This window comes from Actinomycetospora chlora (assembly GCF_039542135.1).
Lineage (GTDB): Bacteria > Actinomycetota > Actinomycetes > Mycobacteriales > Pseudonocardiaceae > Actinomycetospora > Actinomycetospora chlora.
The window spans coordinates 18970-44267 of sequence record NZ_BAABHO010000023.1; the positions used below are offsets into that span (position 1 = coordinate 18970).

Here is a 25298-nt window from a genome sequence, read left to right on the forward strand (position 1 = left end):
CGGTGCACGATGAGGAGGTGACCGAACCCGCCGCGCCGCGCCGGGGTGAGCTGCGCATCCACCTCGGTGCGGCGCCCGGTGTCGGCAAGACCTACGCCGCGCTCAACGAGGCCCACCGGCGCCTCGACCGGGGCACGGACGTCGTCGTCGGGCTGGTGGAGACCCACGGGCGGGAGCGCACCGCCGCCCTCCTCGAGGGGCTCGAGGTGCTGCCCCGGAAGGTGTTCCACCACCGCGGCGCCGAGCTCACCGAGCTCGACGTCGACGCCGTGCTCGCGCGGGCCCCCGAGGTGTGCGTCGTCGACGAGCTCGCACACTCGTGCGCCCCCGGCTCGCGGCACGCGAAGCGCTGGGAGGACGCCGAGGAGCTGCTCGCCGCCGGCATCGACGTGATCTCGACGGTCAACGTGCAGCACCTCGAGTCCCTCGCCGACGTCGTCGAGCGGATCACCGGGGTGCGCCAGCGGGAGACGATCCCGGACGCGGTGGTGCGGGCGGCCGACCAGATCGAGCTCGTCGACATCACCCCGGAGGCCCTGCGCCGGCGGATGGCGCACGGCAACATCTACAAGCCCGAGAAGATCGACGCGTCGCTGGCCAACTACTTCCGCACCGGCAACCTCATCGCGCTGCGCGAGCTGGCGCTGCTGTGGGTGGCCGACCAGGTCGACGTCGCCCTGCAGCGTTACCGCAGCCAGGAGGCGATCTCCGAGGTCTGGGAGGCGCGCGAGCGGGTGGTCGTCGCCGTCACCGGCGGGCCGGAGAGCGCGACCGTCGTGCGCCGGGCGGCGCGCATCGCCCGGCGCGCGGGATCGGCGGAGCTGCTCTGCGTCCACGTGCTGCGCAGCGACGGGCTGGCGACCAGCGGCCCGCGTCCCGACGGGCCCGGGCTGCGCCGGCTCGCCGAGGACGTCGGGGCCTCGTTCCACTCCGTGGTCGGCGACGACGTGCCCGCCGCGCTGCTCGAGTTCGCGCGCAGCGCCAACGCCACCCAGCTCGTGCTCGGGACGTCGCGGCGCTCCCGGTGGGCGCGGCTGTTCGACGCCGGGATCGGGGCCCGGACGCTCGCCGAGTCCGGGTCGATCGACGTCCACCTCGTGACCCACGAGAACGCGGGCGGGACGGTGCGCCCGCCGCGGCTGTCGCTGCGGGCGCGCCGCCACGCCCGGGGCTGGCCGGCCGCGGTCGTCCTGCCGCTGCTGGCGACGCTCGTCGGCGTGCTCCTGCGGGAGTCGGTGGACCTCTCCACCGACGTGGTGCTGTTCTTCCTGGCCACGGTCGTCACCGCGATGATCGGCGGGCTCGCCCCGGCCCTGCTCGCCGCGGTCGGCGGCGGCCTGCTCCTCAACGTCTTCCTCACCCCGCCGCTCTACACGCTCACCGTCGCCGAACCGGAGAACGTCTTCGCCATCGTGGCGATGGTGCTGGTCGCGGCCCTGGTCGCGGCGGTCGTCGACCGGGCCGACCGGAGGGCGGGGCAGGCCACCCAGGCCCGCACCGAGGCGACGCTCCTGGCGTCGTTCGCCCGGGTGGTGATCGCGCGCTCCGACCCGTTGCCCAAGCTCCTCGAGCGCGTGCGGGAGGCGTTCGGGCTGACGACGGTGGCCCTGCTCGAGCGGGGGCCGCAGGCCGGCTGGGAGGTCACCGCGTGCACCGGCGGGACACCCTGCACACGGCCCGCCGACGCGGACGTCGACGTGGAGGTCGACGAGGGCGTGCACCTCGTGGGCAGCGGCCGCACCCTCACCGCCGGCGAGAGCGCGCTCTTCACCACCGTCAGCGGGCAGGCGCTGCTCGCCCTGCGCAACCGCCGCATGGCCGCCCAGGCGACCGACGCCCAGCGCCGGGCCGACGCCGCCGGGCTGCGCACCGCGCTGCTGTCGGCCGTCGGGCACGACCTGCGCACGCCGCTGACCGCGATCAAGGCCGCCGCCGGGAGCCTGCGCGACCCGACCCTGCAGATGTCCGACGAGGATCGCGGGGAGCTGCTCGCCACCGTCGAGGAGTCCGCGGACCGCCTCACCGGTCTCGTCGACAACCTGCTCGACTCCTCGCGGCTGGCGACCGGCGCGGTGAGCCCGGTGACCGCGCCGGTCGGCGTCGACGAGATCGTCGCCGCGGCGATGACGGGCGTGTACGGCGACCGGGGCCGGGTGGCGGTGGAGGTCGGCGAGGACCTCCCCGACGTCCTCGCCGACGCCGGGCTCGCCGAGCGGGTGGTGGCGAACCTCGTCGACAACGCCCTGCGTCACGGCGGGGACGGCCCGGTGGCCGTGCGCGCGAGCGTCTACGCCGACCGCGTCGAGCTGCGCGTCGTCGACGGCGGACCGGGGGTCCCGCGCAAGCAGCGCGACCGGCTGTTCACCCCGTTCCAGCAGCTCGGGGACCGGCGCAGCGCCACGGGCGTCGGGCTCGGCCTGCACGTCGCCCGCGGGTTCGCCGAGGCCATGGGCGGCACGCTCGACGCGGAGGACACCCCCGGCGGCGGGCTGACGATGGTGCTGTCACTGCCCGCGGCCGCGGTCCCTGCGGCGACGGTGCCGGCGCCGTGAGCCGCGTCCTCGTCGTCGACGACGACCCCCACCTGCGCCGCACGCTGCGGATCAACCTCTCCGCGCACGGCCACACCGTCGTGCTCGCCGCCGACGGCGCCGCCGCGCTGCGGGCCGCCGCCGAGCACCCGCCGCCCGACGTCGTCGTCCTCGACCTGGGCCTGCCCGACATGCCCGGCCTCGAGGTCCTCGAGGGGCTGCGGGGCTGGACCGCGGTGCCGGTGATCGTGCTGTCGGCGCGCACCGACTCCGCGGACAAGATCGCCGCCCTCGACGCGGGCGCCGACGACTACGTCACCAAGCCCTTCGGGGTGCCGGAGCTGCTCGCGCGGCTGCGGGCGGCCGTGCGGCGCGCGGCGGTGGTGACGCCGGACGGCGCGCCGGTGGTCGAGACCGCGAGCTTCACCGTCGACCTCGTCGCGAAGAAGGTCGTGCGCGACGGCGAGGAGGTGCACCTCTCGCCCACCGAGTGGGGCGTGCTCGAGCACCTCGCCCGCCACCCCGGCATGCTCGTCACCCAGCAGCAGCTGCTGCGCGAGGTGTGGGGGCCCGCCTACGGCACCGAGGGCCACTACCTGCGGGTCTACCTCGCCCACCTGCGCCGCAAGCTCGAGCCGGACCCGTCGCGCCCGCGGCACCTGGTCACGGAGGCGGGGCGGGGGTACCGCTTCGAGCCGTGATCGCCACCGCGGTGACCACGAGGAGGACGGCGAGCCCGATCAGCACGGCGGCGAGGCTCACGGCCCCGAGCAGCACGCCCACCACCGCCGGCGCGACGACCGCGGCGACGGCCCCCACGGCGACGACGACGGTCAGCGCCTGTCCCGACCGCTCGGGCGCGATCTCGGCGGTCCACACCGCGAGCACGGCGGCGCCACCCATGATCCCCGGCGCGTAGAGCGCGGCGGCCACCATCGCCACGAGCCCGGACGCCGGCCCGGCACCGAGGACGACCAGCGAGGCCCCGAGGAACAGCAGACAGGCCGCGGCGACGCGGACCGTGCCGAACCGCGCGCACCACCCGCCGACGCCCAGCCCGACGAGCCCGACGACGCCGACCAGGGCGTAGAGCACCGGCGCCCAGCCGGGCGCGACGGCGGCGCGGCGCAGGACGTCGGCGGCCCAGGTGAAGAACGTCGTGACGCCGACGTGGAAGGCGATCGAGTAGGCGATCGGCACGCCGAGGCCGCGCAGGGGCAGGCGGCCCGCCCGGCCCGCCGGCGCGGGCGGCACCCGGGGCGTCCAGCGCAGGTTGAGCAGGCCGGCCGCCGCCGAGGCGACGCCGATCGCCACCCACACCAGCCGCCACCCCGGCACCCCGATCGCCGCCAGCCCGACGAGGCCGGTGACGACGAGGCCCGCGCTTGTCCCGGTCGAGATGACCGCGAGGACGCGCGGGCGGCGCGGGACGTCCACGACGACGGCCGCGAGGTCGGAGTACGCCGCCCACACCCAGCCCGCGGCGCTGCCGGCGAGCACCGTCCCCACCGCCAGCACCAGCGGGGACGGCGACACCGCGACGAGCAGGCCGCCGACCAGCCCGCACACGCTGCCCACGGTGGTCGGGGCCCGCGGACCGGACCGCCGCCCGACGACGGGCGCGAGCAGCAGCCCCGCGAGGTAGCCGGCGAAGGAGCCCGAGGCGATGAGGCCGAGGACGGCGTCGTCGAGACCCGACGGCGAGAGCGACGGGTCGTCGCGCAGCGACGGCAGCGTCAGGCCGAAGGCGTACCGGCCCATCCCGTAGGCGACGCCGACCACCGCGACCCCGGCGACGGTGAGACGGACGTCCGGGGTGCGCACGCTCCCGATCACAGCACGGTCCCGCGAGCCGGGTCACGGACGGGAACTCGGCCCCGCAGCGATCCGTTGACCGCATTGTCCGCTTCGACACAGTCACCGCTGAGGAGCCCATGACCCGCCGCCGCCGGCGACGGCCCGTCCGACCCACCGGTCCGGTGCGCCCGTGACCGAGATCCTGCTCATCCTCGCGGCGGTGGTGCTCGTCGTCGCGTGCGGCGTGTTCGTCGCCGCCGAGTTCGCCTTCGTCGGCGTCGACCGCGCCGCGATCGAGCGGGAGGCCGAGACCGACCGGCGCTCGCGCGGGGTGCTCACCGCGCTGCGCTCGCTGTCCACGCAGCTCTCGGCCGCCCAGCTCGGCATCACGATCACCAACCTCGCGATCGGGTTCCTCGCCGAGCCCGCGATCGCCCGCCTGCTGGCCGGGCCGCTGACGTCGCTGGGGCTCTCGGGAGCCGGGGCGTCGGCGGTGTCGCTGATCGTGGCGCTGGTGCTCTCGACCGCCGTGACCATGGTCTTCGGCGAGCTCGTGCCGAAGAACCTCGCCATCAGCGCGCCGCGCGGCACCTCCCGCGCGGTGCAGGGCGTCATGCGCGCGTTCACCACCGCGACGCGGCCGCTGGTGGCGCTGCTCAACAACACCTCGAACACGCTCGTGCGCGCCGTCGGCGTGGAGCCCACCGAGGAGCTCGCGTCGGCCCGCTCGGCCGAGGAGCTGTTCTCGCTGGTCCGCCGCTCGGCCGACCAGGGCACGCTCCCCGGCGAGACCGCGACGCTGGTGCAGCGCACGCTGGCCTTCACCGAGCGCCACGCCGGCGACGTCATGACCCCGCGCGGCGCGATGGCGACCCTCGATCCGGCCGACACGGTCGCGACGCTGCTCGAGCGCGCGGCGGCCACCGGTCGCTCGCGCTTCCCGGTGCTCGACGAGCACGCGGAGCCGGGCGTCGTGCAGGTCCGCGACGCCCTCGGCGTCGCCGACGCCGACCGCGCGAGCACGCCGGTCGGCGGCCTGGCCCGGCCCGTCGAGGCGGTCCCGGAGACGCTCGACCTCGACCGGCTCCTCACGCAGCTGCGCGCCGGCGAGGTCCAGCTCGCGCTGGTCGTCGACGAGTACGGCGACGTCGCGGGCCTGGTCACGCTCGAGGACCTCGTCGAGGAGCTCGTCGGCGAGGTCCGCGACGAGCACGACCCGGCCACCCCGCCCGGCCGCCGCGTCGGCGAGGGCGTCTGGCGCGCCGACGGCCGCCTGCGCCCCGACGAGGCCTCCACGCTCGTCGGCTGGACGCTGCCGGACTCCCCCGAGTACGACACCCTCGCCGGCCTGCTCGCCGAGCACCTCGGCCGCGTGCCCTCGCGGGGCGACACCGTCACCGTCACCGCGACGCGCCCGGGCGAGGAGCTCGGCGAGATCGACGAGCAGGACGTGCGCCTGACGGTCGAGGCCGTGGAGCGCTGGCGGGTCGTCGACGTCCGTCTGGAGCTGGTGTCGTCGTGAGCACCGGGACCGGGATCGCCGTCGCCGTCGTGCTGCTCGCGGTCAACGCCTTCTTCGTCGGCGCCGAGTTCGCCTTGATCTCCGCGCGCCGCGCCACCCTCGAGCCGCGGGCGGCGAGGTCGTGGGCCGCGCGGGTGACCGTGCGGGCGATGGAGAACGTCTCGCTGATGATGGCCGGGGCGCAGCTCGGCATCACCATCTGCTCGCTGGGCCTCGGCGCGCTCGGAGAGCCCGCCGTCGCAGCGGCGATCGAGCCGCTCTTCGCCGCGCTCGGCCTGCCCGAGGCGGCCGTGCACCCCGTCGCGTTCGTGATCGCGCTGCTGATCGTCGTGTACCTGCACGTGACGGTCGGCGAGATGGTGCCGAAGAACATCGCCCTGGCCGTGCCCGACCGCGCGGCCATGGTGCTCGCGCCGCCGCTGGTCGCCGTCGTGACGGTGCTGCGGCCGTTCCTGTGGGTGCTCAACGGCATCGCCAACCTGACCCTGCGGGCGGTGCGCGTGGAGCCGCGCGACGAGATGACCAGCGCCTTCAGCCGCGACGAGGTCGCGGGGCTGGTCGAGCAGTCGCGGGCGCACGGGCTGCTCGACCGCGACGAGGCCGCCCTCGTGCACGGCGCGCTCGGGTTCTCCGACGCGACGCTGGACGCGGTTGCGGTCGGCGACGTCGTCACGGCGCGGCCCGGCGCGACGGTCGCCGAGCTCGAGGCGCTGGCCCACGCGCGGGGCTTCTCGCGCCTGCCGCTGCGCGACGAGCGCGGCTGGCACGGTTACGTGCACGTCAAGGACCTGCTCGGCCCGCCCGCCCCGCCGCGGGACGCGCCGCTGCCGGCCCGCCTCGTGCGCCCGCTGACGAACCTGGCCGCGGACACCCCGCTCGCCGACGCCCTCACGGGGATGCGGCGCAGCGGGGCGCACCTCGCGCTGGTGGCCGACGGGGGTGGCGAGCCCGAGCGCGTGGTCGCCCTCGACGACGTGCTCGCCGCGCTGGTCGGCGACATCCACCACGCCGGGACGGGCTCCTAGGGCCCGTCCTTCACGGCCAGGACCGGCACCTCGGCCTCGAGCAGCAGCCGCTGCGCGACGTCGCCGAGGAACGCCTTGCCGACGGGGCTGCGGCGGCGCACGCCGATGACGAGCAGGTCGAGGTCGGCGTCGGCCTCGAGACGCTCGAGCACGGCGTCGCCGTCCTCCACCCCGAGCACGCGATCGATGACGGTCGCGCCGTCGGGGACCTCCAGCGGGGTGGGGCGCAGGTTGAGCGCCACGACGCCGACGCCGCGGACCGCGCCCTCGGCGAGCGCGACCTCCAGCGCCGCCGCGCCCGGGCTGTCGTCGGTGACGGCCACCAGGATGGTCATGTCCTGCGAGCCTACCGGCCGGTATCGCCGCTGGTCGCGGTGCGGCACGCAGCGTGCCACCACGAACCGCTTGGTCCGTCTGTCGTGTGTGATACAGACCGCGAACCTCCCGAAACGGACACTCGGCGCGCCCGTCCGAACGTTCAGGAGGCCCCGTGAGCAGCGCGCCACCCCCGATGCGGCGCATCGCCGTCGCGAGCATGACCGGCACGGTCATCGAGTTCTACGACTTCTTCATCTACGGCACCGCCGCCGCGCTCGTGTTCAACAAGGTCTTCTTCCCCTCGCTGGGGGCGGCCGCGGGCACGGCGCTCGCGCTGGCGACGTTCGGGGTCGCGTTCGTGGCCCGCCCGTTCGGGTCGGTGCTGTTCGGGCACTTCGGCGACCGGCTCGGGCGCAAGCGCACCCTCGTGACCACGCTGCTGCTCATGGGCCTGTCGACGCTCGCCATCGGCCTGCTGCCCACGACGGGGACCATCGGCATCCTCGCCCCGATCCTGCTCGTGATCCTCCGCATCCTGCAGGGCCTCGCGGTCGGCGGGGAGTGGGCCGGCGCGACGCTGCTCACCGCGGAGAACTCGCCCGGCAAGACCCGCGGCAAGTACGCCCTCTTCCCCCAGCTCGGCCCGTCGGTGGCGTTCGCGCTGGCCAGCGCCACGTTCCTGACCACCGCGCTGACCATGAGCAACGAGTCGTTCCTGGCCTGGGGCTGGCGCGTGCCGTTCATCGCCAGCGTCCTGCTCGTCGCGGTCGGGCTCTACGTACGGCTCGCGATCACGGAGACCGCGGCGTTCCGGTCGCGCGACAAGAACGTCAGCACGCGCATGCCGGTGGCCGAGGTGCTCACCACCCACCCGCGCCGCGTGCTGCTGGGCGCCGGCTCGACGATGGCCGTGTTCGCGTTCTTCTACATCGGCGTCACGTACCTGACGAGCTACGGCACCCAGCAGCTCCAGCTCCCGCGCACCACCGTGCTCGCCATGGGCATCATCGGCGGGCTCGTCTTCGCCGTGACGACCATCGCCGGCGCGATCCTCTCCGACCGCGTCGGACGCCGGAAGATGATCATCATCGGGAACGCGCTGTCGGTCCTCGGCGGGATCGTCGCGTTCCCGATCCTCGACATCGGCACCGGCTGGGCGTTCGGCCTCGGCCTGTCGGTGGTGCTCGGCGTGGTCGGCATCGCCTACGGACCCCAGGGCGCGCAGCTGCCCGAGCTGTTCCCGACCCACTACCGCTACACCGGCGCCGGCATGGCCTACAACCTCGCCGGCGTCCTCGGCGGCGGCGTCGTGCCGCTGATCGCGACCGCGCTCGTCGCGTCGTTCGGGTCCAGCCTCGCCATCGGCGTGCTGCTCGCCGGGATCTCGGTGGTGAGCCTGCTGTGCACCCTGGCCCTGCCCGACACCGACGCCGCGTCGATCGAGGTGTCGGCGGAGCCGGCCGCAGCCTGATCGCCGCCGACGACCGCCGGGCCGGCGCCTGCTTCGTCCCTTTCGACGGGTGCCGGTCCGGCCTAGGCTCCGGCCGTGCGCGCTCCCACGGTGTCGCCGTTCCTGCTCGCCGAGACCGGCGCCGTCAGCCGGCGCATCGAGTCCCTCGGCGTGCTGCGGCACGTCCGCGCCGGCGAGCACCTCTACCGGCAGGGCGACACGTCGTCGTCGTTCCCGGTGCTGGTGTCCGGGCGGGTGCGGGTGCACATGCTGCGACCCGACGGCACGGTGCGGGTGATCTCGTGGGCCGAGCCGGGCGCGAGCCTCGGCGAGGGGGCGTGCTTCGACGGCGGCCCGCACCCCGTGTCGGCGACGGCGGCGACCCCGTGCCGGGTGCTCACCGTAGGGCGCGACGTGCTCGTCGAGACCGCGCGGGACGACCCGGAGCTGCTCGTGGAGGTCGTGCGACGCGTCGCCCACAAGCAGCGGGTGCTGCACCTGCACGTCTTCCTCGACGGCCTGCCCGCCCGCGAGCGCGTGACGCTGCTGCTCGGGCACCTCGTCGAGGCCTACGGCGCGCCGGCCGGTCCCGGCTCGCCCGGCGCGGCCGGGCTCTCGGTGCGGCCGGCCGTGGACGAGCTCGCGCTGATGGTCGGCCTGACCCGGGTGACGACGAGCCGCGAGCTCTCCCGGCTGGTGGCCGAGGGCCTGCTCGTCAAGGACGGGCGCCGCTTCGTCGTGCGCGACCTCGCCGGCCTGCGCCGGCGCGTCGACGCCGTGGCGGCGTGACGCCCCGCGCCGGGACGGCTAGCGCAGCAGCGGGCGCATGCGGCGCAGCACGGTCCCGAGCAGGATCGGGACCCCGACCGGCAGGGCGACGCAGCCGACCGCCCCGATGACCACCAGAGCGGGGACGCCGAGGTGCAGCCCGAGCACGAGCGGGAGCGCACCGAGGACGACGGTGGCGACCAGGCCCCCGAAGACCATGAGGCCGCCGGCGGAGAGCCGGCCCCTCGTCGGGGCGCTGACCCGGCGCACGAACCGCGGGTCCTCCTGCTCCAGGGCCCGCACCAGGGCGGCGAACCGGTCGTCCGCGACGCGTCGGCGGATCTCGTCGTCCTGCTCCACGTCCCCAGGGTGAGGCAGGGCGGAGCTGGGCACACCGTGTCCTCGACCACCGGGACGAGCCGTCGACCAGCGGGAACATCAGCTTCACACGGGCGCAACACCCGGCCGCCGACGGCGGCCGTCCCACCGGTCACCGACGGCGGGCCGAGACCGTCGTCACCGCGGGGCCGCTCGTCGCAGCACCTCCTCGACGGCCGCGCCGAGCGCCCGGCTCGACTCCCCCACGATCGCGCGGAGGTAGATGCCGTCGCCGACGGCCGCCACGAGGTCGGCGGCCAGGGGATCGGCCAGCTCCTCGGCGAGCGCGGCGCGCCAGGCCTCGAGGCACCGGCGGGTGACCTCGGCGGCCCGCGGCTCCGTGGTCGACAGCTTGATCATGGCGACGGTCGTCCGGTAGACGGGGCTGCCCGCCGCGGGCTCGTCGACCGACGTGCGCAGGTAGTAGCGGGCGATGCCCTCCGGCGCGGCGCGGGCCGCCGCGAGGTCGGCGTCGGCGAGCTCCCGCCCGCGGTCGAGCAGGCCCTCGAGCAGCGCCTCCCGCGAGCCGAAGTGGTAGAGCAGCCCGCCCTTGGAGACGCCGGCCGCGGTGGCGACGGCGTCGAGGGTGACCGTCTCGGGGCCCGAGGTGACGACGAGGTCGGTGTAGGCGTCGAGGATGCGGTCGCGCTGTGACGGGCGAGGCACGGCGTTGACACTAGACCGTCCAGCCGGTGTAGTTTCGGAGACGACCGAAACTTGACCGTCTGGACGGTATAGCTCATGCGGACGTCGCCGCGGCTCGCGCTCGCCGTGCTCGTGCTGCCGGTGCTGCTCATCAGCATCGACATGACGGTGCTGGGCACGGCCCTGCCCGCGCTCGCCGAGGACCTCGCGCCGGGCGCGGCCGAGCAGCTCTGGATCGTCGACGCCTACTCGTTCGTGCTCGCCGGCCTGCTGGTCACGATGGGGACGCTCGGCGACCGCATCGGGCGCCGCCGCCTGCTGCTCTGGGGCTCCGCCGCCTTCGGCCTGGCTTCTGTGGCGGCCGCCTTCGCGCCGACCGCGGGGGCGCTCGTCGCCGCCCGCGCCCTGCTCGGGCTCGGCGGGGCGACGCTGATGCCCTCGACGTTCTCGCTCATCAAGACCGTGTTCCCCGAGCCGCGGCGGCGCGCGACCGCGGTGGCCGTGTGGTCGGCCGCGTTCTCCGGCGGCGCGGCGGCCGGGCCGGTGGTCGCGGGCGTCCTGCTCGAGCACTTCTGGTGGGGCTCGGTGTTCCTGGTCAACGTGCCGGTGATCATGCTGCTGCTCGTGGTCGGACCGGTCGTGCTGCCGGAGAGCCGCGACCCGCGGCCCGGCCCGTTCGACCTGCTCTCCGCGGTGCTGTCCCTGGTCGCCCTGGTGCCGCTCGTCGCCGCGGTGAAGACCCTGGCCACCGAGGGCCCGTCGCTCGCGGCGCTCGCCGCGGCGGTCGTCGGCCTCGGCGGCGGCGTGCTGTTCGTGCGCCGCCAGCGCCGCGCCGCCCACCCGCTGCTCGACCTCGCCCTCTTCCGGCGGCGGGCGTTCTCGGTGTCGGTCGCCACCAACCTGCTCGGGGTGTTCGCGCTGGTCGGCCTGCTCGTGCTGCTGCCGCAGCACCTGCAGCTGGTGCTCGGCCTCGGTCCGCTCTCCTCGGCGCTGTGGATGCTGCCGGGCTCGGTGGCGGGCGTGGCCGGCGCGCTCGTGGCCGCGCGGCTGGCGCGCCGGCTCGCCCCGCCCGCCCTCGTGGGCGCCGGGTTGGGCGCCGCCGCGCTCGGGCTCGTCCTCGTGGCCGCGCTCGGCGGGCTCGCGGGGGTCCTCGCCGGCTTCGTGCTGCTCGGGGGCGGGGTGGCGCTGGCCGAGGCCCTGACCAACGACCTCATCCTCGGCGCCGCCCCCGCCGACCGGGCGGGAGCCGCGTCGGCGATCTCCGAGACCGGCTACGAGCTGGGCGGCGCGCTGGGCACGGCGGTGCTCGGGAGCCTCGCCGCGGCGGTGTTCACCGGCCGGACCGGCCTGGAGACGCTCGGGGGCGCCGTCGCGTCGGGGCTCGACCCGGCGCTCCTGGCCGCCGCGCGGGAGGCCTTCACGGCCGGCCTGCAGGTCGCCGCGGTGCTCGGCGCGGCGGTGCTCGCCGTGGCCGCCGTCGGCGCGTGGCGACTGCTCCCGCGGGCCCGGGCCACCGGGACGCCCCCCGAGGAGCGGCCGGCCGGGGAGGCGCCCCGACCGGCCGCGACCGGCGCCTAACGGGGCGCGATCTCGCCCATCTCGCCCCAGCCGTCCTGCGGCACGTTCTGCACATTGATGATCCGCGGCTTCTGGGAGACCCAGTCCGGCGCCTGCTCGACGAACGCCTTGAAGTGGTCGGACTGCACGTGCGCCTCGCCCGCGTCGTCCTGGAACGCCTCGATCAGGACGTAGGTGTTCTCCTCGGTGAGGTGGCGCGCCCACTCGAAGAAGATGTTGCCGGGCTCCTGCCGCACCGCGTCGGTGAACTCCGCGACGAGCGAGGGGAACTGCTCGGCGTACTCCGGCTTCACCGTCCACTTGACGTTGATGAGGATCACGGTGCTCTGCTCCATCCGGTGCGGGCGTGCGGTCGGCGGGATCCTGCCGCGCGGAGATCGTCCCGCGCCACGGGCGCGCGGAGGGGTCGCCGGGACGCCACGGCGTGACGCGGCCCGTGGCGCACGCCAGACTGGCGTCGTGGCCGAGCACGGGGACGCCCGCGCGGGGCGCCCGACCGGCGCCCTGGCCCGGCACGTCACCTTCCAGGGCTACGACATGACCGGCGACCCGGGCGTGCACCGCGGCCTGCCGTCGCCGTACCTGACGTTCATCGTCACGTTCGGGGTGCCGCTGGTGATGCGCGGGCCCGACGGTGGGCTCGTGCGGCGGCGCACCGCCCTCGGCGGGCTGCACACCACGCCCGAGACGATCGTGCACGAGGGCCGGCAGTCCGGCGTGCAGATCTCGCTCGACCCGCTGGCGGCGCGGGCGCTGCTGCGGCGGCCGGCGTCGGAGATCGCGGGGGTGACCGTCGACGCCGACGACGTCCTCGGCGCCCTCGCCCGCGAGATGCAGGAACGGGTCGAGTCCGCCGACGGGTGGGCCGGCCGCTTCGCCGCGCTCGACGAGGTCCTGCACCGCGCGCTGGACGACGAGGCCCGGCCCGTGGCGCCGGAGGTCCGGCAGGCGTGGCGGCGGGTGGTGTCGTCGGCCGGGACGGTCCCGGTGCGCGCGCTCGCCGACGAGGTCGGCTGGAGCGAGCGCCACCTCGGGCAGCGTTTCCGCGCCGAGGTCGGTGTCGCCCCCAAGGTCGCGGGCCGCATGGCGCGGTTCGACCGCACCCGCCGCAGCCTCGCCGCCCGGGCCGCGGCCGGGACGCCGCTGCACCTCGCCGAGCTCGCCGTCGACGCCGGCTACGCCGACCAGGCGCACCTCACCCGCGAGTTCGGCGCGCTCGCCGGCTGCTCCCCCACGCGCTGGATCGCCGAGGAGATCGGATACATCCAAGACGCGGTGCCCCTCGAACCGGCACCGTGAGCGGCATGGCTACCGACAGCACCGACACCAAGACCCCGCCCCCGCAGGTGTGGCCCACGCTGGCCGCCGCCGACGCCCCGGCCCTCATGGCCTTCCTCCGCGAGGTGATGGGCTTCGTCGAGGTCGTGGCGTACACCGACGACGCCGGCGTCGTGCACCACGCCGAGCTCGCGTGGCCCGCGGGCGGCGGGATCATGATGGGCCAGCGGCGCCCCGACAACGAGGGGCGCGTGACCGGGCCCGGCTCGTTCAGCGCCTACGTCGTCCTGCCCGCGGCCGCCGACGTCGACGCCCTCGCCGCGCGGGTTCGCGCCGACGGTCGCGGCGAGCTCGTCGCCGAGCCCTTCGACACCGACTACGGCTCCCACGACACCAGCGTGCGCGACCCCGAGGGCAACACCTGGCACGTCGGCACCTACCCGGGGGCGCCGCGCCCCTGACCGCGGGTCACTCCGGCAGCGGGAACGACAGGTGCTGGTGGACCATCCGCCAGCCCTCGGGCGTCCGGCGGAACACGCGGGTGCCGCGCGAGCGCACGGTGCCCGCGTCGCCGGGCGTGATCTCGTCGATGCCCCACGACACCGCGAGATCGCCCCCGGTGCGCACCTGCAGGTCGGGGATCGTCCACGCCACCGGGTCGGGCGAGGACTCCAGGCCCGCCCGGCACACCTCCCGCACCTCGTCGATGCCGACGTACTGCAGCGGACCGCCGTGCTCGTAGGACACGACGTCCTCGGCGATCGGGGCCACGAGCGCGTCGAGGTCGCCCGCCGCGGTGTCCTCGGCCCAGCGGCGGTGCACCTCGCGCACGGCGCGCTCGTCGTCCTCGGCGATCGGCGTCTCGTCGGCGAACGAGTGGTGCTCGTGCGCGACCACCCACCGGCCGCGCTCCCGGCGCAGGCCGACCGTCAGGCGCAGGCGGCGGTCGGGGTGGGCGGCGAGCTCGGCGGGGGTGTCGCAGCGCAGCAGCGCATGGGCGAAGGCGACGTCCTCGCCCGCCGTGACGTCCAGCTCGACGACCTCGAAGAGCGCCCCGGACGCCTGCCAGCCGAAGAACGGCGGCCAGGTCGCGGCGTAGGCCTCCCGGCCGCGCACGCCGTCGTGGGGCGGCGGGACGTCGAACACGACGATGTCGTCCGCGTGGTCGGCCAGGACCGCGTCCAGGTCGCCGGCGTGCACGGCGCGGGCCCAGCGCAGGACGAGCTCGCGCACCCGCTCCTCGGCGTCGGTCATCGGTTCCTCCTCGGTGGGTGGTGTGTCCACCCGGTGGAACCGTCCCGACGCCGCGGACTCATCGGTCAGGACGCGAGGAACGCCGCCGGCGGCAGGGCCCGCGGGTCGCCCGGCGCCCACCCCACGGGGTCGGGACCGAGGCGGGTGAGGTCGCGGACCTGGTCGGCGCACCACGGCGAGATGCCCGGCCACGAGCCGGCCAGCACGTCGTCGCGGAACGGCGCCCAGGCCACGGTGCGGATCTCGTCGACCTCGGACGGGTCCGGCTCGCCCGGCGCCTCGGCGGTGCGTGCCACGAACACCGGGCACATCTCGTTCTCCGCCACGCCGCCCTGCTCGGCGCGGTAGCGGAAGGCGGGCAGCACGAGGCGCAGCTCGTCGACGTCGATGCCGAGCTCCTGGCGGGCGCGGCGGCGGATCGCGAGGTCCATCGGCTCGCCGGGGGCCGGGTGGCCGCAGAAGGTGTTGGTCCAGACCCCGGGGAAGGTCGCCTTGCTGCGCGCGCGCCGCGTGACGACGAGGTCGCCCCGGCCGTCGAACACGTAGCAGGAGAACGCGAGGTGCAGCGGGGTGTCGGCGTGGTGCACGTCGGCCTTCGACGCCGTCCCCGCGGCCACGCCGGACTCGTCGAGCAGCACGACCTCTTCGGTGGTGACCATCCCGGTCAGCTTCCCAAGAGGCGGGCCCGGCGGCACGTCGGGAGGTGGCGTCCCACGCGCACGGGGAGGCGGCGGGGAGCTCGGCGTGGTATGCAGGTGAGGTCGGTGGGCCCGGGCTCGTCCCTCGAGCCCGGGCCCACCTCTCGCCGCTGCAGCTGGGCGCCACCACAACACCCGCGCAGCGTTGAGGTTAGCCTAACCTCATCCGCGCGGAGAGCGCCAGCCCCTCTCACCACCGATCTCGCGGGCCGCCGTGGGGACCGCCGGGGCCGCCCGGTCCCCGGCCGTGCCACCGGCCGTGGCGCGCGTTCGCGAACACGATGAACAGCAGCGGGAAGAGCAGGAACCCGCCGGGCGCGCCCGCGCCCGCGGCGACCACCACCAGCGGCACCAGCAGCACGAGCAGCGTGATCGCCGCGAACGCGGGGCCGGAGCCGTGGTGGACCGGCGGCCCCGGCACGGGACGGGCCCGGACGGCGGTCTCCTCGACCGCGCGTGCGGGCCGCTGCGGCAGCGGGGGGTGCGGGGCGGGCAGGTCGTGGAAGAGCGCCTCGATCTCGGAGCGCCGGACCGCCACGGCGGCGCGCTCCGAACGGTCGCCGAACTCGTCGACGTCCAGGCGGCCGGCACCGAGGTGCACACCGAGGGCGTCCAGGGCCGCGGTGCGGTCCGCGTCGCCCACCCGCAGGTCGGGCTCGCGACGGTCGTCGCGCGCGTCGTCGTGGGCCGGCTGGTTCACGGCGCCTCCTCCCACCCGCCGGGCATCCCCGATGGGCCCGACCGGCTCCTCCATCGTGCGCCTCCCGGCGCCGGATCGCCGTGAATCGACGGGATCGACTCCGATCGACCCGGATCGCCCCGGATCGACCAAGGCGAGCCTCAGCTTTCTGGAACCGTTCCAGTCTCCGTGGGACGCTGGAGGCATGTCAGAACCCGCCACCGACGACACCGTCGTGCACCCCGAGCCCCACGGCGGGGAGCTGTCCCAGCGGCTGAACTGGCTGCGGGCCGGCGTCCTCGGCGCCAACGACGGCATCGTCTCCACCGCCGGGATCGTGGTGGGGGTGGCCGGGGCGACGATCGAGCGCGGGCCGATCGCCACGGCGGGGGTCGCGGGGCTCGTCGCCGGCGCGGTGTCGATGGCCCTCGGCGAGTACGTCTCGGTGTCCAGCCAGCGCGACTCGGAGCGTGCCCAGCTCGCCAAGGAGCGTCGCGAGCTGCGCGAGACGCCCGAGGAGGAGCTCGAGGAGCTCACCGAGCTGTACGAGGGGAAGGGCCTGTCGCGGGAGACGGCGCGGCAGGTGGCGGTCGAGCTCACCGAGCACGACGCCCTCGCCGCGCACGTGGACGCCGAGCTGCACCTCGACCCCGAGGAGCTGACCAGCCCGTGGCGGGCGGCGGCGGCGTCGGCGGTCGCGTTCGTCACCGGAGCGCTGCTCCCCCTCGTCGCCGTGCTCGTGACCACGGCGTCGTGGCGGGTACCGGTCACGGTCGCCGTGGTGCTCCTGGCGCTGGGGCTGGCCGGGTGGCTCGGTGCGCGCCTCGGCGGGGCGGCCCCGCGGCGGGCGGTGCTGCGGGTCGTGGTCGGCGGCGGCCTCGGGCTCGCGGTGACCTACGGGATCGGCTACCTGGTGGGCGGGGTGGTCGGCTAGTCGACCGGCTGGTCGACCCGCGGAGCGCCGACTGCGCGGGCGTAGCGGTCGGCCACCCGTCGCAGCTCGTCGCCCAGCGTGTCGGGCGACTCGACCACGAAGTCGGTGTCCAGCCCCGTGAGGATCAGCGCGGCGGCGCGGGCGTCGTCGGTCGAGAGCCGCACGCGGCAGGCGTCGGGGCCGAGCTCCTCGACGCGCACCTGGTCGGTCCAGATCGTGGCGCGCACCCGCTCCGCCGGCGCCGCGACGCGCACGACGCAGCGGAACGGCCGGACGTCGGCGACGCGGTCGGCGACGAAGGCCGCGGGGTCGCCGCCGGGCACCGCGCGCGCCGCGAAGCGCGGCCCGGTGGGCAGGCCGTCCGGGGCCAGGCGCGGCACCATGCGGTCGACGCGCAGCGTGCGCCAGTCGTCCCGGTCACGGTCCCACGCGACGAGGTACCAGCGCCGGCCCCAGGCGACGAGGTGGATCGGCTCGATGTGCCGGCGGGTGGGGGCGCCGTCGCGGGCGGTGTAGTCGATCTCGAGGACGCGCCGGTCGCGGCAGGCGGCGCCGACGGCCGCGAGCACGGCGGGGTCGACGGTCGCCGCGACCCGCGGCGCCACCGTCGCCACCGGGATCGCCGTGATCCGCGCCCGCAGCCGCGCCGGCAGGATCCGCTCGAGCTTGACCAGCGCGGCCAGCGCCGTCTCCCCCGTCCCCGCCACACCCGAGCCGGCCGCGGTGCGCAGGGTGACCGCGACGGCGACCGCCTCGTCGTCGTCGAGCAGCAGCGGCGGCAGCGCGGCCCCGGAACCCAGCCGGTAGCCCCCGCCGGGCCCGAAGCCGACCTCGACGGGGTAGTCGAGCCCGCGCAGCTTGTCCACGTCGCGGCGCACCGTGCGGGTGGTGACGCCCATGCGCTCGGCCAGCTCCGGGCCGGTCCACTCGGGACGGGCCTGCAGGAGCGAGAGCAGCCGCAGCAGGCGGGCGGAGGTCTCGAGCACGCGGTCAGTCTGCCCTGACAGGAGGACAGGACCGGTCCGCTACGCGACGAAACCGGCCTTGGCCGCGTCGAGGCCGGCGGCGAGGGCGGGCACGTCGGACCACGTCGTCACCAGCGCGAAACCGTCGGCGGCGCGGGCGGCGGCGTAGCCGGGGTCGGTGGCGTGCACCGCGGCCCGCACACCGGCCGCCGCGCAGGCGTCGAGGACCCGCCGGAACGCGTCGTGGATCGCGGGCTCCCCGCGGTCCTGGGCGGGCCCGAGACCGAGCGCGACGCCCAGGTCGCCGGGGCCGACGAACAGGCCGTCCAGACCCGGGACGGCGGCGATCTCCGGAGCCCTGTCCAGCGCGTCGGCGGTCTCGATCATCGCGAACGCCAGCACCGTGTCCGCCGCGGCCACCGGGTCCGCGCCGGCCCGCAGCGCGGTGCGCACGGGCCCGAACGAGCGGCGCCCGGCCGGCGGGTAGCGGCACGCGGCGACGAGCTCGGCGGCGACGTCGACGTCGGACACCATCGGCGCGATGACGCCGCGCACGCCGAGGTCCAGCACGAACCCGATCGTCGACTCCTCGACCGCGGGCAGGCGCACCAGCGGGGCGAGGCCGTGGGCCTCGATCGCGCGGACGGCGTGCGCCGTGCCCGCGCGGTCGAACAGGCCGTGCTGCAGGTCGAGCGTCAGGGCGTCGAGCACGTCGTGCCCGGCGGCGTAGGCCGCCACGACCTCGACGAGGTGCGGGTCGGGGACGGTCAGCCAGCCGTTGCGGGCGGCGCGTCCCGCGGCCCAGGCCGCACGCACCGTGTCGATCTCGATGACCATGGTCCGCACCGTGGCACCGACTCCCCGCGCGTGCCACCGTCGAAATCCGTCCGGACCCGTAGCATCGGGGGCACCATGGCCGTTCCCCCCGCCCCGCGCTTCCGGTTCGCCCGCGACACCTCGTACACGATCACCGTCCGCGACGACGCCGGCGAGCGCCGCGAGGTCGTGCTCGACGCCTACCAGGGGTGGCTCGCCGCGCCCGACGGCATCCGCCACCGGTTCGGCACGCACCGCCGGACCCGCACCGAGCTGCGCGACGACCGCATCCGCACGGTCGTCGGCCCCTGACCCACGCACCGGCGGCTACTGGCTGGTATCGCTCGCCGGGCGAGCGATACCAGCCAGTAGCCGCGAGACACCACGCTCGTCGGGGATCCTGCCGCCTCCGACCCGGCGGGACCGCCCGTGAGCACGCCCGAGCTCGGTCTCAGGAGACCAGCCCGCAGCGGAAGCCCTGCGCCACGGCCTGCGCGCGGTCCGCGGCCGAGAGCTTGCGGAACAGGCGGCGAGCGTGGGTCTTGACCGTGTCCTCGGACAGGTAGAGCTCGCGCCCGATCTGCCCGTTGCTCTTGCCCTGGCTCATGCCGCGCAGGACCTGCATCTCGCGCTCGGTGAGGTTGACGCCCGCGCCGGGCGACGCCGTGCGCTGCATCGGCATGGCACCGGCCTCGGCGCCGACGGCGGAGTGGGCGAGGGCGGCGACGAGCTCGGGGCGCGAGGCGTCCCAGCGCAGGTAGCCGCGGGCCCCGCCGGCGATCGCGGCGGCGATGCTGCCGGCGTCGTCGGGGGCGCCGAAGACCATGACGTTGGCCTGGGGGTGCGCGGCCATGAGGCGACGGGTGGCCTCGGCGCCGGAGGCGACGGCGCGCTGCGTGCCCACGAACACGACGTCCGCGCTCTGGCGGGCGTAGCGGGTGAGCAGCTCGTCCGCGGTGGAGACACAGTCGATGCGCTGGACGCCGGGCACCGCGGACATGACGCGCGTCAGTCCTTCGCGGACACTGCGGCGGTCGTCGCAGATCAGAACAGTCCTCATGAAGACTCCGTCCGGGTGGGGCGGGGGTGGTTCGCTCCACCGTCGGCCGGTGGGCGTTGTCTCCTCATCGGCCGTCCCACCCGTCCGCTTGACCCCCGAATGACACCCACGTCGTTAGGAACCCCCGATGGAGTGGCGCGCGAACCCCCGCCGCGTACTGGTCGTCAACGGCCCGAACCTGGATCTCCTGGGCCGCCGCGAGCCCGCCGTGTACGGCACCGACACCCTCGCCGACCTGGTCGAGCGCTGCCGGCGGACCGCCGGCGAGCTGGGCCTGGAGGTCGACGCCCGCCAGAGCAACCACGAGGGCGTCCTCATCGACACCGTGCACGAGGCGATGACCGACTTCGCCGGAGTGATCATCAATCCGGGCGGCTACACGCACACGTCCGTGGCCCTGCGGGACGCCCTGGCCGCGCTGCCCGTGCCCGTGGTCGAGGTGCACCTGTCGAACGTCCATGCCCGTGAGTCGTTCCGCAGCCACTCCTACGTGTCACCGGTAGCCACGGCCGTGATCGCCGGGGCCGGGGTGACCGGGTACGACCTCGCGCTGCGTTTCCTGGCCGAGAAGGTGCTCCGCCGGACCTGAGGGGTCCCTCAGAGGTGGGCGCGTCGCGCCAGCGCCTCGAGCTCGCCGGCCAGCGCGTCGGGGAACTGCAGGGGCAGGAAGTGCGAGCCCGGCAGCCGGACCAGGCGAGCGTCGGGCAGGGCCTCGGCCAGCGCGGCCATGTCGGCCGGCGGGGCGAGGGTGTCCAGGTTCCCGCTGACGACGGTGACCGGCACGGTGATCCCGGCCAGCGCCGCGTCGTCGGCTCGCTCGTGCTCGGCGCCCGCGAGGACCAGCCGCGAGAACCAGGTCCAGTCGTGCCGCGCGAACTGCCGCGCCACCTCGGCGAGGGTGACCAGCGGCGCCGCCGTACCGGTCGGATCGAGCTGCGCCGGGTCGACCCCGGCCCGGTCGAGCGCCTCCCGGCTCGCGTCCAGGCTGCGCGGGAGCAGGTCGATGATCCCCGCCACGGGCGGGCCGACGACGCGCAGCAGCCAGCCGCTGAGCTGCGCCGCGCGGCGCTGGACCCCCTCGGGGACGCCGGGGCCCACGGGCGGGAACGGGGGCGGGAGCTGCGGCAGCACCCGGAACGTCCCGGTGGCCGCCCCGCCCATCACCATCAGCCCCGCCACGCGCTCCGGGGCGCGCCGCGCGGCCTCGATCGCGATCGGCACGCCCAGCGACCAGCCGACGACGAGCGCGGCGTCCATGCCCGCCGCGTCCATGACGGTGAACAGGTCGTCGACGTGGTCGTCGACCCGGATGCGGGTCTCGTCGGCGGGCCGGTCGGACCCGCCCAGACCGCGGTGGTGCCAGCTCGTGGCGTGGTAGCCGCAGTCCGGCCCGTGCAGGAACGTCCACGCGGTCGGGCTCGCGCCCAGCCCGTTGGACACGACGACGGGCACGCCCGCGGCACCGTTGTCCCAGCGCCGCAGGCGCGTCCCGTCCCGGGCGTACACGTCCTCGACGAACCCGCCCGCGTCGTCGGGCTCCGCGCCGTCGAGCCCCCTGTCGTCAGGCGTCATGACGCCGCGGCGGCCCGCTCCTTCATCTCGTCCTCCGAGAGGTAGTCCCGGGTCTCCTCGAACGACGACGTCTCGTTCTTCCGCCCGGCGAGGAAGCCGATGCGGATGAAGTCGTCACCGCCGAAGAGGTGCAGCATCCAGTTGGCCACCACCCGCACCCGCGTGCGGGTCAGCGGCAGCGCGTAGAGGTGGTACCCGCGGGTCACCGCCTGGGCCACGATGCCGGTCAGGCGCAGCTTCAGCGGGTGCGCGACGGCCTGGGTGCCGCCGAGGTCGACGACGAGGCCCAGGTCGTGGTGCTTGTAGTCCTGCAGCGGCTCGCCGCGCAGCGAGCGGACGACGTTGTCGGCCGCGGTGACGGCCTGCCGCGTGGCGTGCTGGGCGGTGGGCGGACAGATCGCGGAGCCCGGGTCCTCGGCGGTCAGGTCGGGCACCGCGGCGGCGTCGCCGAGCACGAACACGTCGTCGTGGCCGTCGAGGCGCAGGTCGGTGCCGGCCTTGACGCGCCCGCGGACGAGCTCGACGTTCAACGTCTTGACCAGCGGGCTGGCGGTCACCCCCGCCGTCCACACGAGCGTCTTCGTCGGGATCGTGCTGCCGTCGGTGAGCGTGACGCTGGAGTCGGTGACCTCCTCCACGCCGGTCTCCAGCCGGATCCCGATGCCGCGGCGGCGCAGCAGGTCGAGGGCCTCCTCGCCGAGGCGCTGCCCCAGCTCGGGCATGAGCCGCGGCGCGATGTCCACGACGGTCCACTTCACGAGCGTCGGGTCGAGGCGCGGGAAGCGCTTCATGGCCGCGTCGGTGAGCAGCTCGAGGCAGGCCGCGGTCTCGACGCCGGCGTAGCCCCCGCCGACCACCACGAAGCTGCAGCGCGCCGCACGCTCCTCGGGATCGGTGGAGGCGTTGGCCAGCTCGAGCTGGGAGAGGACGTGGTCGCGCAGGTAGGCGGCCTCGCCCAGGTTCTTCATCCCGAGCCCGTGCTCCTCGAGGCCCGTGATGTCGAACTGCCGGGTGACGCTGCCCGCGGTGATGACCAGGCGGTCGTAGGGCAGCTCGACGACGTCCTCGCTGATCTTCTTGACCACCGCCACCTTGCGGTCCAGGTCGAGCCCGACGACCTGGCCCGGCAGGCGCTGGGCCCGCTTGATGGCCCGCGGCAGCGGCACGGTGACCGACTGGGCGGTGATGACCCCGGCCGCCACCTGCGGCAGCAGGGGCAGGTAGAGCATGTAGTCGTGGGGGTTCACCACCACGATCTCGACCTCGCCGCGCGACAGCTCGCCCTTGAGCTCACGTTCGAGGCGCTGGACGCACTTCAAGCCGGCGAACCCCGCGCCGACCACCACGATGCGCTGCGCGCTCATGACCGTATGCCCTCCCACTGTCTCCCCGCGGCGGCGCCGCTCCACTGCGTGCCGGACCCCTGGGGCGTGCCGGTGTCGTTCGCGGTGCATTCCCCGGGCCGTGCGGTGGGCACACCTTTCCGTGCCCGTCCGTCCGGTCCCATGACCGCGCTCACAGGGTGCCGCCTTCTCGGGTGGTCGGCGAGCACCCGGACGACCGGCGTGGTCTGCTCCCCCTGTGCCGACGACCGCGCCGACGACCGTGCTGTTCACCGGGTTCCCCGGGTTCCTCGGGACGGCGCTGCTGCCCCGCACGCTGCGCCGCGCCCCCGACGCGCAGGCCGTGGCGCTCGTGCAGGAGCGGTGGCTGGACCAGGCGAAGCAGACCCTCGCTCGGATCGAGGGCGCCGAGCCCGCCGTCGCCGGCCGCACCCGCCTCGTCGTCGGTGACATCACCCGGCCCGGACTCGGGCTCGACCCCGCGGAGGCCGACGAGCTGCGCCGCGGGCCGCTCGAGATCTTCCACCTCGCGGCCGTCTACGACCTGTCGGTGCCGCCCGGCCCCGCCTGGGCGGTGAACGTCGACGGGACCCGGCACGTCGTCGACCTCGCCCGGGGCGCCGACCAGCTCGTGCGCCTGCAGTACGTCAGCACCTGCTACGTGTCCGGGGACTACGCGGGACTCTTCTTCGAGGACGACCTCGAGCTCGGGCAGTCGTTCTCCAACCACTACGAGCACACCAAGCACGAGGCCGAGCGCATCGTCGCCAAGGCGCGGGACGCCGGCATGCCGGTGACCGTCTACCGGCCCTCGATCGTCGTCGGCGACAGCCGCACGGGCGAGACGCAGAAGTACGACGGGCCGTACTACGCCCTGCAGCTCATCGCCCGCCAGCCCGGGCGGACCGCGGTGATGCCGCTGCCCGCGGACCCGTCGCGGGTGCAGTTCAACCTGGTGCCGAGCGACTTCGTCGTGGACGCCATCGCCGCGCTGGCGCCCCACCCCGGGGCCCGGGGCCGCACCGTCGCGCTCGCCAACCCCGCCCCGCCGACCGTGCTGGAGATGTGCGAGGCCTTCGCCGCCCACACCGGCAAGCGGCTGCGCGTCGTGCCCGCGCCCACGGCGCTCTCGAAGTTCGCCGTCGACCACCTCCCCGGCGTCGGGCGGCTCTTCAAGCTCCCGTCGTCGACGCTGGACTACCTGACCCACCCGACCGTCTACGACGTCACGGCGACGACCGCGCTGCTCGAGGAGGTCGGCGTGCGCTGCCCGCCGTTCGCCGAGCACGTCGGCGCGATGGTGGCCTTCCACCGCGAGCACCCCGACGTCGGCAGCGCGGCGATGGTGTGAGGCCGGCCTGAGATCGGGCGGGTCCTAGACTCGCCCCGATGGTCCGCGTGGCGCTGCTCGACTCCGGGTGCGGTCTCCTGCCCACCGCGGGCTGGCTGCGACACCTGCGCCCCGACCTCGGGCTCGACCTCTACCTCGACCCCGACGGCATGCCGTGGGGGTCGAAGCCCTCGGGGTGGATCGTCGACCGGGTGCTCGCGACCGGGCGGCACGCCGTGGCGCGCGGCGCCGACGCGATCGTCGTGCCCTGCAACACCGCGTCGGTGACCGCCGTGGTGCCGCTGCGCGAGGCCGTCGAGCCCGAGCGGCCCGTGGTGGCGACGGTGCCGGCGGTGAAGCCGGCCGGGGCCACGGGCCGGCCGTTCGCGATCTGGGCGACCGAGCGCACCACGGCCAGCGACTACCAGCGCGACCTCGTCGCCCGCTTCGCGGCGCCCGGCCAGGCCGAGGCCGTCGCGTGCCCGGGGCTGGCCACCGCCGTCGAGCACGCGGACCACGCCGCCGTGCGGGAGGCCGTCGCGCTGGCCGCGTCGCGGACGCCGCGGCGCTGCCGCTCGGTGGTGCTCGGCTGCACCCACTACCCGCTGGTCGTCGAGGACATCCTCGCGGCCCTGCCGCCGGGCACCGGCCTGCACGACAGCTCCCGGGCCGTCGCCGGCCAGGCCCTGCGCCGCCTCGGGCTGCCCGAGGACCCGTCGGCACCCGCCGCCGACGTGCGGGTGCACCTCGGCGGGGACGAGGGCCCGCTGCCGTCCGCGGCGCTCGCCTACCCGGTCGGTCGGGCGCTGGCGCGCGGCGGTCGCGTCGGGCGCGACGACCTGCCCGTCACCGACGAGACCGGTGGGCAGACCCGTCCCGACACCGCGGAGCACCCGGTCCTGCGCGGGGTGTGACCCCGCGCCGGCACCCCGGTGACGAAAGCCGCGCTCAGCGCGGGATCCGTCACCGAGGACGGCGCCGCCGTAGGGTCCCCGGCGTGATCCCCGCCGAGAACATCCGCGACTGGCGCGGCCGCCCCGTCGTCGACCACGAGGGCGACAAGGTCGGCACGCTGGACGCGGTGTACGTCGACACGCTCACCGACGAGGCCGCGTTCGTGACGGTCAGGATCTCATCGCTGTTCGGGAAGACGCACCTGGCGTTCGCGCCGCTGAACGGCGCGGTCGTGACGCCGGACCACCTCAAGCTGGCGTTCGGCCGGGACCTCGTCCGCGAGGCGCCCTCGATCGACCCGGACGGCGAGCTCTCGGCCGCCGACGAGCCGGGCGTGTTCGGCCACTACGGCCTCGACTACCGCACGGGGACCCTCGGCGAGCGGCGGCTCGCGCGGCGCTGA

At 75.7% G+C, this 25298-nt stretch carries 28 protein-coding genes; 15 read left to right on the forward strand and 13 right to left on the reverse strand.

The window, feature by feature from the left end; translation table 11 throughout:
• Positions 1–17 precede the first annotated feature (17 nt).
• Together ABD994_RS15540 and ABD994_RS15545 are read left to right on the forward strand one after the other, a co-directional pair.
• Positions 18–2552 (forward strand): DUF4118 domain-containing protein, encoded by a 2535-nt coding sequence (locus ABD994_RS15540; RefSeq protein ID WP_345416378.1) that lies wholly within the window; start codon positions 18–20, stop codon positions 2550–2552.
• Positions 2549–3232: a response regulator gene (locus tag ABD994_RS15545; RefSeq protein ID WP_345416382.1), complete on the forward strand. Its 684-nt coding sequence runs from the start codon at positions 2549–2551 to the stop codon at positions 3230–3232. Before ABD994_RS15540 ends, ABD994_RS15545 begins: the two co-directional genes overlap by 4 nt.
• On the opposite strand, the gene ABD994_RS15550 is transcribed toward ABD994_RS15545, so the two are convergent.
• Positions 3195–4355, reverse strand: coding sequence for an MFS transporter (locus ABD994_RS15550; RefSeq protein WP_345416385.1), 1161 nt, complete (start codon positions 4353–4355; stop codon positions 3195–3197). The genes ABD994_RS15545 and ABD994_RS15550 overlap by 38 nt on opposite strands.
• Positions 4356–4518: 163 nt before the next feature.
• Here ABD994_RS15550 and ABD994_RS15555 point away from each other — a divergent pair, with 163 nt between their 5' ends.
• Positions 4519–5850 carry a hemolysin family protein gene (locus tag ABD994_RS15555; RefSeq protein ID WP_345416388.1) on the forward strand — a complete coding sequence of 444 codons (1332 nt, stop codon included), beginning with the start codon at positions 4519–4521 and terminating at the stop codon, positions 5848–5850.
• Positions 5847–6875, forward strand: coding sequence for a hemolysin family protein (locus ABD994_RS15560; RefSeq protein WP_345416391.1), 1029 nt, complete (start codon positions 5847–5849; stop codon positions 6873–6875). The genes ABD994_RS15555 and ABD994_RS15560 overlap by 4 nt, the downstream gene beginning before the upstream one ends.
• Here ABD994_RS15560 and ABD994_RS15565 read toward each other — a convergent pair.
• Positions 6872–7210 carry a universal stress protein gene (locus tag ABD994_RS15565; protein WP_345416394.1) on the reverse strand — a complete coding sequence of 113 codons (339 nt, stop codon included), beginning with the start codon at positions 7208–7210 and terminating at the stop codon, positions 6872–6874. The genes ABD994_RS15560 and ABD994_RS15565 overlap by 4 nt on opposite strands.
• A gap of 155 nt (positions 7211–7365) precedes the next feature.
• Between ABD994_RS15565 and ABD994_RS15570 the strand changes: the two genes are divergently transcribed.
• Together ABD994_RS15570 and ABD994_RS15575 are read left to right on the forward strand one after the other, a co-directional pair.
• A complete protein-coding gene (locus ABD994_RS15570; RefSeq protein WP_345416397.1) occupies positions 7366–8664 on the forward strand; it encodes an MFS transporter in 1299 nt (432 codons plus the stop codon).
• Positions 8665–8739: 75 nt separating this feature from the next.
• Positions 8740–9432: a Crp/Fnr family transcriptional regulator gene (locus ABD994_RS15575; protein ID WP_345416400.1), complete on the forward strand. Its 693-nt coding sequence runs from the start codon at positions 8740–8742 to the stop codon at positions 9430–9432.
• A gap of 18 nt (positions 9433–9450) precedes the next feature.
• Here the strand turns inward: ABD994_RS15575 and ABD994_RS15580 are convergent, their stop codons facing one another.
• On the reverse strand, positions 9451–9771 hold the full coding sequence (locus ABD994_RS15580; RefSeq protein WP_345416403.1) for a DUF3040 domain-containing protein: 321 nt from the start codon (positions 9769–9771) through the stop codon (positions 9451–9453).
• Positions 9772–9927: 156 nt separating this feature from the next.
• A complete protein-coding gene (locus ABD994_RS15585; RefSeq protein WP_345416406.1) occupies positions 9928–10455 on the reverse strand; it encodes a TetR/AcrR family transcriptional regulator in 528 nt (175 codons plus the stop codon).
• A gap of 75 nt (positions 10456–10530) precedes the next feature.
• Between ABD994_RS15585 and ABD994_RS15590 the strand changes: the two genes are divergently transcribed.
• Positions 10531–12012 carry an MFS transporter gene (locus tag ABD994_RS15590; RefSeq protein WP_345416409.1) on the forward strand — a complete coding sequence of 494 codons (1482 nt, stop codon included), beginning with the start codon at positions 10531–10533 and terminating at the stop codon, positions 12010–12012.
• Here ABD994_RS15590 and ABD994_RS15595 read toward each other — a convergent pair.
• On the reverse strand, positions 12009–12347 hold the full coding sequence (locus tag ABD994_RS15595) for a putative quinol monooxygenase (RefSeq protein ID WP_345416414.1): 339 nt from the start codon (positions 12345–12347) through the stop codon (positions 12009–12011). The genes ABD994_RS15590 and ABD994_RS15595 overlap by 4 nt on opposite strands.
• 124 nt (positions 12348–12471) lie before the next feature.
• On the opposite strand from ABD994_RS15595, the gene ABD994_RS15600 reads away from it, so the two are divergent.
• Together ABD994_RS15600 and ABD994_RS15605 are read left to right on the forward strand one after the other, a co-directional pair.
• The gene (locus tag ABD994_RS15600) at positions 12472–13311 is read left to right on the forward strand and encodes a helix-turn-helix domain-containing protein (protein WP_345416417.1); all 840 of its coding nucleotides are present in this window, start codon (positions 12472–12474) and stop codon (positions 13309–13311) included.
• Positions 13312–13316: 5 nt separating this feature from the next.
• A complete protein-coding gene (locus ABD994_RS15605; protein WP_345416420.1) occupies positions 13317–13751 on the forward strand; it encodes a VOC family protein in 435 nt (144 codons plus the stop codon).
• Positions 13752–13758: 7 nt separating this feature from the next.
• On the opposite strand, the gene ABD994_RS15610 is transcribed toward ABD994_RS15605, so the two are convergent.
• The 3 genes from ABD994_RS15610 to ABD994_RS15620 all read right to left on the reverse strand — a co-directional run bounded on the left by ABD994_RS15610 (position 13759) and on the right by ABD994_RS15620 (position 15942).
• A complete protein-coding gene (locus ABD994_RS15610) occupies positions 13759–14544 on the reverse strand; it encodes a YybH family protein (protein ID WP_345416423.1) in 786 nt (261 codons plus the stop codon).
• A gap of 65 nt (positions 14545–14609) precedes the next feature.
• Positions 14610–15203: an isopentenyl-diphosphate Delta-isomerase gene (idi, locus tag ABD994_RS15615; RefSeq protein WP_345416427.1), complete on the reverse strand. Its 594-nt coding sequence runs from the start codon at positions 15201–15203 to the stop codon at positions 14610–14612.
• A 229-nt stretch (positions 15204–15432) separates the two neighbouring features.
• Positions 15433–15942 carry a DUF1707 SHOCT-like domain-containing protein gene (locus ABD994_RS15620; RefSeq protein ID WP_345416430.1) on the reverse strand — a complete coding sequence of 170 codons (510 nt, stop codon included), beginning with the start codon at positions 15940–15942 and terminating at the stop codon, positions 15433–15435.
• Between the two features lie 184 nt (positions 15943–16126).
• Between ABD994_RS15620 and ABD994_RS15625 the strand changes: the two genes are divergently transcribed.
• Positions 16127–16855: a VIT1/CCC1 transporter family protein gene (locus ABD994_RS15625; RefSeq protein WP_345416433.1), complete on the forward strand. Its 729-nt coding sequence runs from the start codon at positions 16127–16129 to the stop codon at positions 16853–16855.
• Here the strand turns inward: ABD994_RS15625 and ABD994_RS15630 are convergent.
• Together ABD994_RS15630 and ABD994_RS15635 are read right to left on the reverse strand one after the other, a co-directional pair.
• On the reverse strand, positions 16852–17841 hold the full coding sequence (locus tag ABD994_RS15630; protein ID WP_345416436.1) for a helix-turn-helix transcriptional regulator: 990 nt from the start codon (positions 17839–17841) through the stop codon (positions 16852–16854). The two genes, ABD994_RS15625 and ABD994_RS15630, sit on opposite strands and share 4 nt — an antisense overlap.
• Positions 17842–17880: 39 nt before the next feature.
• Positions 17881–18657, reverse strand: a complete 777-nt coding sequence (locus ABD994_RS15635) for an HpcH/HpaI aldolase family protein (protein ID WP_345416438.1) — start codon at positions 18655–18657, stop codon at positions 17881–17883.
• A gap of 75 nt (positions 18658–18732) precedes the next feature.
• Here ABD994_RS15635 and ABD994_RS15640 point away from each other — a divergent pair, with 75 nt between their 5' ends.
• On the forward strand, positions 18733–18948 hold the full coding sequence (locus tag ABD994_RS15640; protein WP_345416441.1) for a hypothetical protein: 216 nt from the start codon (positions 18733–18735) through the stop codon (positions 18946–18948).
• Between the two features lie 139 nt (positions 18949–19087).
• On the opposite strand, the gene ABD994_RS15645 is transcribed toward ABD994_RS15640, so the two are convergent.
• Positions 19088–19696: a response regulator transcription factor gene (locus ABD994_RS15645; protein WP_274203284.1), complete on the reverse strand. Its 609-nt coding sequence runs from the start codon at positions 19694–19696 to the stop codon at positions 19088–19090.
• Between the two features lie 127 nt (positions 19697–19823).
• Here ABD994_RS15645 and aroQ point away from each other — a divergent pair, with 127 nt between their 5' ends.
• Positions 19824–20285: a type II 3-dehydroquinate dehydratase gene (aroQ, locus tag ABD994_RS15650; RefSeq protein WP_345416448.1), complete on the forward strand. Its 462-nt coding sequence runs from the start codon at positions 19824–19826 to the stop codon at positions 20283–20285.
• 8 nt (positions 20286–20293) lie between these two features.
• On the opposite strand, the gene ABD994_RS15655 is transcribed toward aroQ, so the two are convergent.
• Entirely contained in the window at positions 20294–21268 is a 975-nt protein-coding gene (locus ABD994_RS15655) for an alpha/beta fold hydrolase (protein ID WP_345416451.1), read from the reverse strand.
• Positions 21265–22632: an NAD(P)/FAD-dependent oxidoreductase gene (locus tag ABD994_RS15660; RefSeq protein ID WP_345416454.1), complete on the reverse strand. Its 1368-nt coding sequence runs from the start codon at positions 22630–22632 to the stop codon at positions 21265–21267. Before ABD994_RS15660 ends, ABD994_RS15655 begins: the two co-directional genes overlap by 4 nt.
• Positions 22633–22849: 217 nt before the next feature.
• Between ABD994_RS15660 and ABD994_RS15665 the strand changes: the two genes are divergently transcribed.
• The 3 genes from ABD994_RS15665 (at position 22850) to ABD994_RS15675 (ending at position 25298) form a co-directional block, all read left to right on the forward strand.
• Positions 22850–23962, forward strand: coding sequence for an SDR family oxidoreductase (locus ABD994_RS15665; protein ID WP_345416457.1), 1113 nt, complete (start codon positions 22850–22852; stop codon positions 23960–23962).
• A 38-nt stretch (positions 23963–24000) separates the two neighbouring features.
• Positions 24001–24855, forward strand: coding sequence for a glutamate racemase (locus ABD994_RS15670; protein WP_345416460.1), 855 nt, complete (start codon positions 24001–24003; stop codon positions 24853–24855).
• Between the two features lie 83 nt (positions 24856–24938).
• Positions 24939–25298: a PRC-barrel domain-containing protein gene (locus ABD994_RS15675; RefSeq protein ID WP_345416463.1), complete on the forward strand. Its 360-nt coding sequence runs from the start codon at positions 24939–24941 to the stop codon at positions 25296–25298.

Coding starts and splice junctions, on each gene's coding strand:
- ABD994_RS15635 (WP_345416438.1), bottom strand. CDS start 18,657: ATGGTCATCGAGATCGACACGGTGCGTGCGGCCTGGGCCGCGGGACGC.
- ABD994_RS15645 (WP_274203284.1), bottom strand. CDS start 19,696: ATGAGGACTGTTCTGATCTGCGACGACCGCCGCAGTGTCCGCGAAGGA.
- ABD994_RS15660 (WP_345416454.1), bottom strand. CDS start 22,632: ATGAGCGCGCAGCGCATCGTGGTGGTCGGCGCGGGGTTCGCCGGCTTG.
- ABD994_RS15625 (WP_345416433.1), top strand. CDS start 16,127: ATGTCAGAACCCGCCACCGACGACACCGTCGTGCACCCCGAGCCCCAC.
- ABD994_RS15595 (WP_345416414.1), bottom strand. CDS start 12,347: ATGGAGCAGAGCACCGTGATCCTCATCAACGTCAAGTGGACGGTGAAG.
- ABD994_RS15640 (WP_345416441.1), top strand. CDS start 18,733: ATGGCCGTTCCCCCCGCCCCGCGCTTCCGGTTCGCCCGCGACACCTCG.
- aroQ (WP_345416448.1), top strand. CDS start 19,824: ATGGAGTGGCGCGCGAACCCCCGCCGCGTACTGGTCGTCAACGGCCCG.
- ABD994_RS15565 (WP_345416394.1), bottom strand. CDS start 7,210: ATGACCATCCTGGTGGCCGTCACCGACGACAGCCCGGGCGCGGCGGCG.
- ABD994_RS15610 (WP_345416423.1), bottom strand. CDS start 14,544: ATGACCGACGCCGAGGAGCGGGTGCGCGAGCTCGTCCTGCGCTGGGCC.
- ABD994_RS15670 (WP_345416460.1), top strand. CDS start 24,001: ATGGTCCGCGTGGCGCTGCTCGACTCCGGGTGCGGTCTCCTGCCCACC.
- idi (WP_345416427.1), bottom strand. CDS start 15,203: ATGGTCACCACCGAAGAGGTCGTGCTGCTCGACGAGTCCGGCGTGGCC.
- ABD994_RS15605 (WP_345416420.1), top strand. CDS start 13,317: ATGGCTACCGACAGCACCGACACCAAGACCCCGCCCCCGCAGGTGTGG.
- ABD994_RS15655 (WP_345416451.1), bottom strand. CDS start 21,268: ATGACGCCTGACGACAGGGGGCTCGACGGCGCGGAGCCCGACGACGCG.
- ABD994_RS15590 (WP_345416409.1), top strand. CDS start 10,531: ATGCGGACGTCGCCGCGGCTCGCGCTCGCCGTGCTCGTGCTGCCGGTG.